Here is a 12,127-nt window from a genome sequence, read left to right on the forward strand (position 1 = left end):
CCACCCTACGGTTTTCCTGCATCCCGTCCCTTCGCAAGCCTCCCCCCGATTGCCCGCCTCCCGTGCCGCTGCTATTCCCCGCCCATGACCGGCATCGACTATTCCCCGCCCGATGAACCCTTGCGCCTGATCCATGCGGATCATGCGATCCTTGTGGTGGACAAGCCTGCCGGGCTTTTGACCGTGCCGGGGAAGGGCGCGCATCTGGCGGATTGCCTGATCGGGCGGCTCAGGGCGCTTTATCCCGAGGTGCTTCTGGTTCACCGGCTTGACCGCGATACCTCGGGCGTGATCGTCTTTGCGCTGACGCCCCATGCGCAGCGCGATCTGTCGATGCAGTTCGAGATGCGCAAGACGAAGAAAGCCTATCGCGCGCAGGTCTGGGGGCGGGTTGAGCCGAAGACGGGCAGGGTGGACCTGCCCTTGGCGGTCGACTGGCCGAACCGGCCGCGTCAGCATGTGGACCATGAGAACGGACGCCCCGCGCAGACCGACTGGAAGGTGCTGGGCGAGGAGGATGGCAACAGCCGGGTACGGCTGATGCCCCTGACCGGGCGGAGCCATCAGTTGCGGGTTCACATGCAGGCGCTGGGCCATCCGATCCTGGGCGATCCGCTTTATGCCGAGGGTCCGGCGCGGGACTTTCCGCGCCTGATGCTGCATGCCGAAAGCCTGCGGCTGAACCATCCCGAGACCGGGCGGGGGGAGACCTTTACCGCGCCGGTGCCGTTCCGGTGATCCTGCGCGCGCATGAGGCGGGCGGCACCCGGTCCGAGGCGCTCTATTCCCGCTGCGGGCAGTATCGCTACCGCCTGACGCGGGCCTGGGCTGCGGGGCCGGTGCTGGCGTGGATCATGCTCAACCCCTCGACCGCGACAGAGGAACACAATGACCCGACGATTGCCCGCTGCGAGGGGCGGGCGCGGCGTGGCGGCTTTGGCGGGGTGGAGATCCTGAACCTGTTCGCCTTTCGCGCTACCCGCCCCGCCGACCTGCGTCGGGCGGAAGATCCGGTCGGGCCGGGGAACGGCGCGGTGGTGCTTGAGGGCGCGGCGCGGGCGGGGATGATCCTCTGCGGCTGGGGCGTTCACGGCGCCTTGCAGGGGGAGGGCGCGCGGATGCGGTCCGCGCTGCTGGATCGCGGGCTGGTCCTGCACACGCTGGGCCTGACGAAAGCGGGCCATCCGCGCCATCCGCTTTATGTCGGCAATGCCGTGGTGCCGCAGTTCTGGCCCGCGGGCTGAAGGAAAAATACCGACAATTCGCACGATCCGCCCCGATCTTCCCGGTGCGTTAACTCCGTTCCCTCAGGGTCCGTTCCGGGAAACCAGCGCCGTGTCGGGGCTGGCGGAATGGGGTAGTGCAATGTTGATGTTTGCGGGACTGCTGGGCCTTGTGACGCTGGGGCTGGCCTTCGATTTCTCGGCACCGGAGCCAGAGCCGGAACCGGAGCCGACGGAACCGGACCCCGATACCGGGGCCGTCGATCTGGTGGACCCTCCGGTGACGATCGGGGATGGTCTGGTAACCTCACGGGACGCGGCCGCCGCGACCGAGATGGCCGATATCCTTTCGGGCGATGCGGGTGGCGTGGCGACGGATGACTGGATCGACGCGCTTGGCGGCGACGATCAGGTCAACGGCTATGCCGGGGCGGATACGCTTGTCGGCGGCACGGGCGACGACCAGCTTCTTGGCGATGACGGGCCGGATACGCTTCTGGGCGGCGAGGGGAACGATACGCTTGACGGTGGCGATGGCGACGATTTCCTTGCGGGCGAGGCCGGGGATGACAGCCTGACCGGCGGTCTGGGCCGGGATGTGCTGAGCGGGGGTGACGGCGCCGACCGGCTGAACGGCGGGACCGAGGCCGATTTCCTTGATGGCGGGGCTGGCAACGACGCGCTGATGGGCTGGCTTGGCGATGACACGCTTTACGGCGGCGCGGGGGCCGATGCGCTGATGGGCGGGGATGGCAATGACTATATCGACGGCAGCGCGCAGGAAAACCCGCTGGACCCGGTGGCCGAGCGGCAGGATTACCTGAACGGCGATACCGGGAATGACACGATCGTCGCGGGGCCGGGTGACTGGGCCACGGGCGGCGAGGGCGCGGATGAGTTCGACCTGGCCGGATGGGTTGACGAGGGCGGCGGGATCGTGACCATCACCGATTACGACCCGGCGGAGGACCGGCTGTTGCTGGTCTACGATCCGCTTGTCCACCCGGAACCGAACGTGACGGTGACGCCGCCCGAGGCGCGGGGGATGGCGGCCAGTATCCTGATCGACGGGATTGTCGTGGCCGATGTCTATGGCCCGGTCGCGCCCACCGTGGACGACATCATCCTGCGGGCGGTGATGACCGAGCCGGCCTGAGGGGCGCGGGGCTGGGTGTGAAGGGCTGGCTGCCCCCCGGACAGGCCTGCCGCCGCCCCGGCGTGATTCCCGCTTTCCTTTTCGCGCGATTGCCCCTATATGCCCCCATCCGCCGCACTGGCGGAGACTCCACGGGCCCTGCTGGACGACATCCCGGCTTGTGCCATGACCCCTAAACCCGAAAGGAGACCCCGATGTCGATCACGGCCGAAGAAAAAGCCCGCGTGATGAAGGAATTCGCGACCAAGGAAGGCGACACCGGTTCGCCCGAAGTGCAGGTCGCCATCCTCACCTCGCGGATCTCCACGCTGACCGAGCATTTCAAGACCCACAAGAAGGACAACCACTCCCGTCGTGGCCTTCTGATGATGGTCGCGCAGCGCCGGAAGCTTCTTGACTACCTCAAGAAGAACGACGAGGGCCGCTATCAGGACCTGATCAAGCGCCTCGGCATCCGCCGCTGAGCCTCTACCGACAGGTGGATTTCGAAACGCCCGGCCGCATGGTCGGGCGTTTTGCTTTGGCGGTCAGACCAGCGTCTGCTGACGGCCCGTCCGTTGCGCCACCCAGCCCACGGTCAGGCCCTGCACGATGATCGAGAAGACCACGATCACATAGGTCGCGGTCAGGATCACCGGCTTCCACTCCATTTCCGGCAGTGACAGGGCAAGCGCGACCGAGATGCCGCCCTTCAGCCCGCCCCAGGTCATGATCGGCACCACGCCCGGTCCGAAGCTGGTGAAGGGTTTCAGCGCCAGCACCGGGACCACGACCGCGATCAGGCGCCCCAGAAGCGCCAGCGCGACCGATGCGGCGGCGACGGTCAGGATGCCCGCGTCAAGCGTGATGGCAAAGATCTCGAACCCGATCATCAGGAAAAGGACGGCGTTCAGGATTTCGTCCACCAGCATCCAGAAGGCATCGACATATTTGCGCGTCTCGTCCGACATGCCATAGCGCGCGCCGACATCGCCGATCAGAAGCCCGGCGCAGACCGCCATGATCGGGCCGGAGACATGCAGCATCAGGGCCAGCTCATACCCCCCGAAGGCCAGACCCAGCGTCAGGAGAACCTCAAGCGAGGGGTCGTCGATCAGCCGCATCAGCCGGAAAAGCGCCCAGCCGAGCGCAATGCCCAGAAGCGCGCCGCCCACCGCCTCATGCAGGAAAAGCTTTCCGGCATCGGCCAGTGTCGCGGCTTCGCCATGCCCGGCGGAAAAGGCGACGCCCGACAGGACGAGGAAGACGACATAGCCGACGCCGTCGTTGAACAGGCTTTCGCCCGAGATGATGGTTTCCAGCGATTTGCGCAGATCGGCCCCGCGCAGCACGCCCAGCACCGCGACCGGATCGGTGGGGGAGATCAGCGCGCCGAAGGTCAGCGCGACAAGGATCGGCGCGCCGGTCAGCCAGTGGAAGCCGTAACCCACGACGAGGGTCGACAGGACCACCCCCGCCGTCGCCATGATAAGGACCATGGGCCAGACGGAGCGCAGGTCGGAGACCTTCACATGCAGCGCGCCCGCAAAAAGCATCAGCCCCAGCGCGCCCTCCATCAGCGCGTCGGAAAAGTCGATGTCCGCGATCGCCGCCTCGACCATGTCGCCGATGTGAAGGCCCAGGAAAGCGTCCCCGGCCATCATCACCAGCGAGGTCAGGAGCGCGACGACAAGGATGCCGATGGGGGCGGGCAGGCGGAGGAAGAAGTAGTTGATCGCGCCGAACGCGCCCGCCAGCACGATCAGGAGGGAGGCAAGCTGAAGCAGGGTCATCCGAACTCCGGGAATTTGTCGGCGCGATAGTGATCGGGGCGGGAAGCGAAGGCAAGGTGGCGGCGCATCGGGCGCGCCGCCAGAGGGTTCCTATTGCAACGCAGCCTTCTGCGCGCTGGCCATCGCGGGCAGGAAGCAGGCGTCGATACGGGTCAATTCCGCCTTTTTGTCGGGGTTTGACAGGTCCATGTAGCCGCGCGCCAGATCGCCCTCCATCCGGGCGCTTGACCAGTAGACCTCATCCGGGATCAGGCGCTGGGACGGGCTTTCGAAGGGGAATGGCCCCTTGGGGGCAAGCGCGGCACCCAATGCGGCGCAGGTTCCGGGGCTGTCGGGGCAGTGGCGGTCGCAGAACGCGACCAGCGGCGTCCAGGCCCGGACCTGCGGTGCCGTTTCGGCGACGAGGTCGCGCATGGCCTTGTCCTGCGAGAGGTTTGCGGGCGATGGCGCCACCCAGGTGAGCGTTACGTCGACCGGCAGTTCCGGGTGCGCCGCCAGCCCCTGCGTGGCATCGGAAAAGGCGCCCGGAACGATGAAATCAAGCGCTGCGACGCCAAGAAACTTCGCCTCGCGCGGGAGGTCGGTGCGGCCGGAAATCGCCATGAGAAGCGGCTCTGCCTCACCGTAATAGAGCATGTCGAGGCCGGTCCGCATGGCGGTCGACGGCTCTCCGAGGTCGAGGAGGGGGGCGATCGCGTCCGCCCGCTTGTCGGGCTGCGCGGCGTGCAGAAGCGCGGCGGCCAGCGGTTCGGACCCTTCCGCGGCAAGCAGCCAGGACCGCCCGGACAGCCCGCCGGGTTGACGCATCAGCGCGATCCGCTCCTTGCGGGGCATGGTGGCGGAGAGATGTTTGTAGAAGGCCGCATTCTCGGAAATCCGCCCCAGCAGGATCTGCGCCGCCGTATTCCCGCCGCCCGCCAGATCCGACAGCGCGCGAAGGGCGGTGATGTCCTGCCCGCCGAGCCAGTCGGCGACGGCCGTCTTGTAGGCGGCATCCTCGCTGCCGGGAACCGGCGGAAGGGTTTCGGCGGTGGCAGCGCCCGACAGGCAAAGTGCTGTGAGGAGGGAGGCAAGCTGACGGAGGGTCATCGGAACTCTGCAATTGTTAAATGAACTGAAGCGGCGCGAGTTTGAACGGGGCGGGAAGGGAGGGCAAGGCGGGGCTTTGTCGCGGGCATCGTGGCCACCTTCCGCATCCATGTTCCCATTCTTCAGATTGACAGAGATTGCCGCGCTGGTAGCGTTGCGCATCGCAACCCTTTCGGATTGTTCATCATGATACAGTTTTCCCGGTTCTGCCCCGGCGCCACCATTGGGCTTGGTCTGTCGCTTTGCCTCCTGACGCCCGCCTCGGCCGATGAGGCGCCGCTGCCGAAACTGGGGCCGAACGCCGTGCCGGTGACCGCCGACGCGGCGTATCTGCGCGAGGCATCCGCGCCGGACTACTGGGCATTTGAAGCCTTTGTGAAGCCCCAGTTCACCACCTCGGCCTGTTCGATCGCTGCCGTGACCGGCGCACTGAACGGCATCAGGGGCCTGCCGGGCCTGGCGGAAGACACTGTAACCACCCAGCCCGAGATGCTGGACCTTGTCGGCAACGCGGAATGGAAGGCGTTATCGGCCGAGGATGGCGATGGCGTCACCTTTGCCCAGCTTGAGGAATTCACCGGGGCGGCGGTGACAGCGGCGGGGATGGAAGCCTATCGGGTGGAAAGCTACAAGCCCCGCACGCAGGATGAAGCGACCCTGACGGAGCTGCGCGCGAGGCTGGCCGCGAACGAAATCTCATCCGCCGACGCGCTTTTGATCTATTTCAATCAGGGCGTGGTGACGGGCGATTGGGACGGCCCGCATGTGTCGGTCATCGGGGCCTATGATGCCACGGCTGACAAGGTTCTGATCCTTGAGGTCGATCAGGAATGGTACATCCCCTATTGGACCCCGGTCCCCGTCCTGCTTGAGGCCATGCTGAAACCGACCTCGGCCGAGCATGGCCCGCTTGAAGGCGAAACCGGCGGGCTTGTGCATATCGTGAAATAGCGTCAGCCAGCCGACAGACCCCGGAGAGCGGGCTATGACACCCGCGAATGGGGCGGCGGAAAACTCCCCGCTTCCCAACCGACCCGATTTCCTGTATGGCCCCCGTCCATCTGTGACGTGAGCCCATGCCCCCGGGCGCATGCGATAGGATAGGGGGCGGCGGCAATGGGGCCGCCATGCAAACGGGAGACACGGGATACGCCCGTGCATGCTCCCCAGAGGAAACGATACATGTTCAATGTGACCAAGAAATCCATCCAGTGGGGCCAGGAAGAGCTGACACTGGAAACGGGGAAAGTTGCCCGTCAGGCCGACGGTTCGGTCATCGCCACGCTGGGCGAAACCTCCGTCATGGCCAACGTGACCTTCGCCAAGCAGGCGAAGCCGGGCCAGGACTTTTTCCCGCTGACGGTGCATTATCAGGAAAAGACCTATGCCGCCGGCAAGATTCCGGGTGGCTTCTTCAAGCGTGAGGGGCGTCCTTCGGAAAAGGAAACGCTGACCTCGCGCCTGATCGACCGGCCGATCCGTCCGCTGTTCGTGCCGGGCTTCAAGAACGAAGTGCTGGTGATCTGCACGGTTCTGAGCCACGACCTCGTCAACGACCCGGACATCGTCGCGATGATCGCGGCCTCGGCGGCGCTGACGATCTCGGGCGTGCCCTTCATGGGTCCGATCGGTGCGGCGCGCGTCGGCTTTGTCGATGGCGAGTATGTGCTGAACCCCGAAGTCAGCGACATGGACCAGCTGCGCATGAACCCCGAGCAGCGGCTTGACCTTGTCGTCGCGGGGACCAAGGACGCGGTGATGATGGTGGAATCGGAAGCATATGAGCTGTCCGAGGCCGAGATGCTGGGCGCCGTGAAGTTCGGCCATGACCAGATGCAGCCGGTGATCGACCTCATCATCGACTTTGCCGAAGAGGCGGCGAAAGAGCCGTTCGACTTCGCGGCCCCCGACTATGCCGCGCTTTACGACAAGGTGAAGGCCGCGGGTGAAAAAGAGATGCGCGCCGCCTTCGCGATCAAGGACAAGCAGGAGCGCACCAACGCCATCTCCGCCGCCGTCACGTCCATCAAGGGCGCGCTGTCGGAAGAGGATCTGGCGGATGAGAACCTCGGTTCGGCGATCAAGAAGCTGGAATCGGGCATCCTGCGCGGCGACGTGGTCGCCAACGGCATCCGTATCGACGGCCGGGACACCAAGACGGTCCGTCCGATCGTGTCGGAAGTCGGCATCCTGCCGCGCACGCATGGGTCCGCGCTGTTCACCCGTGGCGAGACGCAGGGCCTTGTGATCACCACGCTTGGCACCGGCGAGGATGAGCAGATCATCGACGCGCTGCACGGCAACTGGCGGTCCAACTTCCTGCTGCATTACAACTTCCCGCCCTATTCGGTCGGTGAGGTCGGGCGCTTCGGCCCTCCGGGTCGTCGTGAGATCGGCCACGGCAAGCTTGCCTGGCGCGCGCTTCAGGCGGTTCTGCCGGCGCCCACCGATTTCCCCTACACGATCCGCATCGTGTCGGAGATCACGGAATCGAACGGCTCCTCCTCCATGGCCACGGTCTGCGGGTCGTCGCTGTCGATGATGGATGCGGGCGTTCCGCTGAAGGCGCCGGTTGCCGGTGTCGCCATGGGCCTGATCCTTGAGGATGATGGCAAGTGGGCGGTCCTGACCGACATCCTGGGCGATGAGGATCACCTCGGCGACATGGACTTCAAGGTCGCGGGGACCGAGGCCGGGATCACCTCGCTTCAGATGGACATCAAGGTCGCGGGCATCACGCCCGAGATCATGGAGCAGGCGCTGGCGCAGGCGAAAGATGGCCGGATGCATATCCTGGGCGAGATGGCCAAGGCGCTGACCGAGGGCCGGAGCGAGTTCTCCGCCCACGCGCCGCGGATCGAGACGATGACGATCCCGACCGACAAGATCCGCGAAGTGATCGGGTCCGGCGGCAAGGTCATCCGCGAGATCGTGGAAACCTCCGGCGCCAAGGTCGACATCAACGACGATGGCGTCATCAAGATCGCCTCGGCCAATGCCGAAGCGATCAAGAAGGCCTATGACATGATCTATTCGATCGTGGCCGAGCCGGAAGAGGGCAAGATCTATACCGGCAAGGTGGTCAAGCTTGTCGATTTCGGCGCCTTCGTGAACTTCTTCGGCAAGCGCGACGGTCTGGTTCACGTCTCCCAGATCGCCAACAAGCGGCTTCAGCACCCGAACGAGGTTCTGAAGGAAGGCCAGGAAGTGAAGGTCAAGCTTCTGGGCTTCGACGATCGCGGCAAGGTGCGCCTTGGCATGAAGATGGTCGATCAGGAAACCGGCGAGGAAATCGCGCCGGAGAAGAAGGAAAAGGAAGAATCGGCGGAAAGCTGATCTTTCCTTCCTGACGGATCGAAGGCCCCGGTGGAAACGCCGGGGCCTTTTCCTTTGCCGGTGCGGGGGGCAAGCAAAAGGCCCGCAGCGGGGCTACGGGCCTTTCTGAAGGCATGGGCGCGGGAGGAGGGCGCCCTGCCTGTCCCGTCGCCCGAGGGAGGGTCGGGCGGGGGAAACCTTGCGCTTACTTGCCGTAGGCGGCCTCATGCGCGATGTCGGCAATCTGGTCGCGGGCGATGCCGATATCGGCCAGGTCACGGTCCGTCATCGCGCTGAGTTCGCCCAGCGTGTTGGCGTAGACCGCGCGGCGGGCGCGGGCCTGACGGAAGGCGGCGATCAGGTTGGCGGCGTGGTCGCCAAGCGAAACATGCGAAACGCGGTGGGAAGCAACATATGCCATTTCAGAACCTCTTTCTTCGTCGATTGGCAGGGAACATCCTGCCGTTGGCGCTAACATGGGCCTGATGCTGCACCTGCACAATCCGCTGCTTTGCCATTGTCGCTATGCGCTGAACGCATGGCTAGCTATGCGCCGGAAACGAAAACCCCGCGCCGGGGCGCGGGGTCCGTCGGTTCGGAAACGATGCCGGGATCAGTCGGGCAGCTTCGCGTAGCGCAGGTAGGGCAGGACCTTGTTGATCTTGCCGAACTTCGCCTCGGCCGCCGCGTCGTCCAGCGACAGCGGCACGATCACGTCCTGACCCGCGGTCCAGTTGGCGGGCATCGCCACGCCCTTTCCGTTCGCGGTTTGCAACCCGTCGAGCGCGCGCAGCACCTCGGCGAAGTTGCGCCCGACATTCATCGGGTAAAGCATCGACAGCTTCAGCTTCTTGTCCGGCCCGATGATGAAGACGGCGCGGACCGTCTGGCTGTCATTGGCGGTGCGGTTGTCGGGAAGGTAGGCGTCGGCTTCGAGCATGTCGAAGGCCTTGGACACTTCAAGCCCGGTATCGGCGATGATCGGGAAGGAGGCAGGCGCGCCGGCGGCCTTTTCGATGTCGGCCTTCCACTTCTTGTGATCCTCGACGCCATCGACCGAAAGGCCGATCACCTTGGTGCCGCGCTTCTTCCATTCCTCGGCCAGTTGCGCGACGGCGCCGAATTCGGTCGTGCAGACGGGGGTGAAGTCCTTCGGGTGGGAAAAGAGGATCGCCCAGCTGTCGCCGATCCAGTCATGGAAGGTGATCTTGCCCTGATCGGTCTCGGCGGTGAAGTTCGGGACGGTGTCGTTGATGCGCAGACCCATGTCATGCTCCTTTCCGGGTGATGAGATTGGCCGGACCATACGCCGCGTGGCGCGGGATGCCAGAGCGAAAGCGCGAAAACCGGCCTTTCGCGGCGCGCGACGGACCCGGACCCGCCCCAAAGCGACGTTTTTTGGGGGCGCAATGTCGCGCGGCCGACATGCCCTGCGGCCCGCGCGCCCGTAAGATTTCGGCTATACCCGGAAGGCGCCCCGGACCGGGTCCTTCTCCGCGCAAGAGGTCCCGGGGCAGGCCCGGGACAGGCAGAGCAAGACGAAACGAAAGCGAAGGTTGACCCGACCATGACCGCCCACCCCCACCTGATGTCCCCGATCGAGCTACGCGGCCAGACGCTGCGCAACCGGATCGTCTTCGGCGCCCATACCGCGAACATGGCCGAGATGGGCCTGCCCGGCCCGCGTTTCGCCGGCTATCTTCTGGAACGCGCGCTGGGGGGCGCGGGCATGATCGTGGCCGAACCGATGCCGGTTCACCGCACCGGCGTTTTGACGCGCGGCAACTTCCTGCATTCCACCGATGAGGTGATCGCGCATTTCCGCAAGGTGACGGAGCCGGTGAAAGAGGCGGGCGCGGTCCTTCTCCAGCAGCTTTACCATATCGGCGCGCATGGCGATTCCGACCTCAGCTTTTCGCCCCATTGGGGGCCGTCGGGCGGGCCGTCCTATCACGACAGCGACGGGTCCCATGCCATGACGGAGGCCGAGATCGAGGAGCTGATCGCGGCCCATATCGCCGCCGCTGTCCGCTGCAAGAAGGGTGGCTTTCAGGGGGTGGAGGTCTGGGGCGCCTATCACTCGCTTCTGGATCAGTTCTGGACGCCCTGGTCGAACCGGCGCACGGACAAATGGGGCGGCAGCCTTGAAAACCGCACCCGCATGTCGCGGCGGATCATCGAGGGCATCCGCAAGGCATGTGGCGAGGATTTCATCATCGGCCTCGCCATCTCCACCTCCGACAGCCACGACGTGCTGTTGCAGGGCGAGGCGCTGGCCGAGGTCGTGGCGCTGCATGACGCCACAGGCCATGTCGATTACGTCACCTGCGGACATGGCGGTTACCTCGATTTCGAACGGCTGATGCCGACCTTCCTTTATGCCGACAAGCTGACCGCGCCCTTTACCGAGGAACTGAAAAAGGTCGTCAAACACGCAAAGATCACGTCGGAGGCGCATGTCAGGACGCCGGAGAACGCCGAAAGCGTGATCGCGTCGGGTCAGGCGGATATGGTCTCCATCGTGCGGGGCCAGATCGCCGATCCGCATCTGGCGCGCAAGACGGCTGAAGGCCGGGCCGGGGATGTGCGCGGCTGCATCTCCTGCAACCAGATGTGCTGGGGGCGGCGGTCGCGCGATTACTGGATCTCCTGCCTCATCAACCCGTCCGCTGGGCGTGAATTCGAATGGGGTGGCGACCGCTTCACCCCCGCCGACAAACCCCGCCATATCGTCGTCGTGGGCGCCGGTCCTGCGGGGCTTGAGGCCGCCCGCGCCGCCGCCGAACGCGGCCACCGCGTCGATCTGTTCGAGGCGCAACCCCGGATCGGCGGGCAGTTCCGGCTGGCGGGCGAACAACCGCGCCGGGCGCAGATTCTTGACCTGCTCGACTGGTATGAACGCCAGTTCGAAAAGCTCCAGGTCCGCGTCCACCTGAACAGTTACGCCGAAGCCGACGACATCCGCGCGCTGTCACCCGATGCCGTCATCCTCGCCACCGGATCGCTGCCCGATGAGGACGGGTTCCAACGCTGGCTGCCCGGCCATGACCGGCTGCCCGGTATCGACAAAGGCAATGTCTGGTCGCCCGAAGAGGTCATGCGGCGCGAGGCGAAGCTGGGTGACAGCGTGATCCTTTATGACGAGGGCGGTCACTGGCGCGGCCTCGGCACCGCCTGGGCGCTGGCCGAACAGGGCAAGCAGGTCACCATCGTCACGCCGGAACCCTTCATCGGCAAGGAACTTGCGCGCACCTCGTCGGATATCGGCCTGCGCCCGCGGCTTGCGAAACTGGGCGTCAGGGTCCTGACCGAACATCTCGTCGCCGAATGGCACGGCGACGCGGCCACACTGCGCAACATGCTGACCGGGGCGGAAACCCGCCACGGCGCCTCCGCGCTCGTCATGTCCACGACCAACCGCGCCTTCGACCCGCTTTCGGCGGAACTGGAAGGGATCGAGACCCACCTGATCGGCGATGCCGCCGCCCCCCGGCAGGCGCCCTATGCCTTCCACGAGGGCCGCAAGACCGCGCTCATGCTCTGAACTTCTTCTGTTCGAAAATACTCCGGGG

11 protein-coding genes are annotated in these 12,127 nt (G+C 65.5%); 7 read left to right on the plus strand and 4 right to left on the minus strand.

The annotated features are described in order from the left end of the window. The first annotated feature begins 84 nt into the window (after positions 1-84). The 4 genes from LX70_RS16025 to rpsO all read left to right on the plus strand — a co-directional run bounded on the left by LX70_RS16025 (position 85) and on the right by rpsO (position 2,843). A complete protein-coding gene (locus LX70_RS16025; protein ID WP_105515811.1) occupies positions 85-738 on the plus strand; it encodes an RluA family pseudouridine synthase in 654 nt (217 codons plus the stop codon). Beyond that, on the plus strand, positions 735-1,244 hold the full coding sequence (locus LX70_RS16030) for a DUF1643 domain-containing protein (protein WP_105515812.1): 510 nt from the start codon (positions 735-737) through the stop codon (positions 1,242-1,244). The genes LX70_RS16025 and LX70_RS16030 overlap by 4 nt, the downstream gene beginning before the upstream one ends. A 121-nt stretch (positions 1,245-1,365) precedes the next feature. Continuing rightward, positions 1,366-2,379: a calcium-binding protein gene (locus LX70_RS21060; RefSeq protein WP_105515813.1), complete on the plus strand. Its 1,014-nt coding sequence runs from the start codon at positions 1,366-1,368 to the stop codon at positions 2,377-2,379. A 194-nt stretch (positions 2,380-2,573) separates the two neighbouring features. Beyond that, the gene (gene rpsO, locus LX70_RS16040; protein ID WP_105515814.1) at positions 2,574-2,843 is read left to right on the plus strand and encodes a 30S ribosomal protein S15; all 270 of its coding nucleotides are present in this window, start codon (positions 2,574-2,576) and stop codon (positions 2,841-2,843) included. A 63-nt stretch (positions 2,844-2,906) separates the two neighbouring features. Here the strand turns inward: rpsO and LX70_RS16045 are convergent, their stop codons facing one another. Then, positions 2,907-4,151 carry a cation:proton antiporter gene (locus LX70_RS16045; RefSeq protein WP_105515815.1) on the minus strand — a complete coding sequence of 415 codons (1,245 nt, stop codon included), beginning with the start codon at positions 4,149-4,151 and terminating at the stop codon, positions 2,907-2,909. A gap of 90 nt (positions 4,152-4,241) precedes the next feature. After that, positions 4,242-5,240 (minus strand): hypothetical protein, encoded by a 999-nt coding sequence (locus LX70_RS16050; protein WP_105515816.1) that lies wholly within the window; start codon positions 5,238-5,240, stop codon positions 4,242-4,244. A gap of 186 nt (positions 5,241-5,426) precedes the next feature. On the opposite strand from LX70_RS16050, the gene LX70_RS16055 reads away from it, so the two are divergent. Further along, a complete protein-coding gene (locus LX70_RS16055) occupies positions 5,427-6,191 on the plus strand; it encodes a phytochelatin synthase family protein (protein WP_105515891.1) in 765 nt (254 codons plus the stop codon). Positions 6,192-6,422: 231 nt separating this feature from the next. After that, positions 6,423-8,576, plus strand: coding sequence for a polyribonucleotide nucleotidyltransferase (pnp, locus tag LX70_RS16060; RefSeq protein ID WP_105515817.1), 2,154 nt, complete (start codon positions 6,423-6,425; stop codon positions 8,574-8,576). A 184-nt stretch (positions 8,577-8,760) separates the two neighbouring features. On the opposite strand, the gene LX70_RS16065 is transcribed toward pnp, so the two are convergent. Beyond that, positions 8,761-8,976, minus strand: coding sequence for a DUF1127 domain-containing protein (locus LX70_RS16065; protein ID WP_105515818.1), 216 nt, complete (start codon positions 8,974-8,976; stop codon positions 8,761-8,763). 192 nt (positions 8,977-9,168) lie between these two features. Continuing rightward, complete coding sequence (locus tag LX70_RS16070) at positions 9,169-9,822, minus strand: peroxiredoxin (RefSeq protein WP_105515819.1); 654 nt, start codon at positions 9,820-9,822, stop codon at positions 9,169-9,171. A gap of 300 nt (positions 9,823-10,122) precedes the next feature. Here LX70_RS16070 and LX70_RS16075 point away from each other — a divergent pair, with 300 nt between their 5' ends. Then, complete coding sequence (locus tag LX70_RS16075; protein ID WP_105515820.1) at positions 10,123-12,099, plus strand: FAD-dependent oxidoreductase; 1,977 nt, start codon at positions 10,123-10,125, stop codon at positions 12,097-12,099. Positions 12,100-12,127 lie beyond the last annotated feature (28 nt).

The organism is Albidovulum denitrificans (genome assembly GCF_002973535.1).
GTDB lineage: Bacteria > Pseudomonadota > Alphaproteobacteria > Rhodobacterales > Rhodobacteraceae > Albidovulum > Albidovulum denitrificans.

What these genes read in the sequence shown, in the direction of transcription:
- LX70_RS16065 (WP_105515818.1), bottom strand. Translation starts at nt 8,976, where the DNA reads ATGGCATATGTTGCTTCCCACCGCGTTTCGCATGTTTCGCTTGGCGAC.
- LX70_RS16045 (WP_105515815.1), bottom strand. Translation starts at nt 4,151, where the DNA reads ATGACCCTGCTTCAGCTTGCCTCCCTCCTGATCGTGCTGGCGGGCGCG.
- LX70_RS16055 (WP_105515891.1), top strand. Translation starts at nt 5,427, where the DNA reads ATGATACAGTTTTCCCGGTTCTGCCCCGGCGCCACCATTGGGCTTGGT.
- LX70_RS16075 (WP_105515820.1), top strand. Translation starts at nt 10,123, where the DNA reads ATGACCGCCCACCCCCACCTGATGTCCCCGATCGAGCTACGCGGCCAG.
- pnp (WP_105515817.1), top strand. Translation starts at nt 6,423, where the DNA reads ATGTTCAATGTGACCAAGAAATCCATCCAGTGGGGCCAGGAAGAGCTG.
- LX70_RS16050 (WP_105515816.1), bottom strand. Translation starts at nt 5,240, where the DNA reads ATGACCCTCCGTCAGCTTGCCTCCCTCCTCACAGCACTTTGCCTGTCG.
- rpsO (WP_105515814.1), top strand. Translation starts at nt 2,574, where the DNA reads ATGTCGATCACGGCCGAAGAAAAAGCCCGCGTGATGAAGGAATTCGCG.
- LX70_RS16070 (WP_105515819.1), bottom strand. Translation starts at nt 9,822, where the DNA reads ATGGGTCTGCGCATCAACGACACCGTCCCGAACTTCACCGCCGAGACC.
- LX70_RS21060 (WP_105515813.1), top strand. Translation starts at nt 1,366, where the DNA reads ATGTTGATGTTTGCGGGACTGCTGGGCCTTGTGACGCTGGGGCTGGCC.
- LX70_RS16025 (WP_105515811.1), top strand. Translation starts at nt 85, where the DNA reads ATGACCGGCATCGACTATTCCCCGCCCGATGAACCCTTGCGCCTGATC.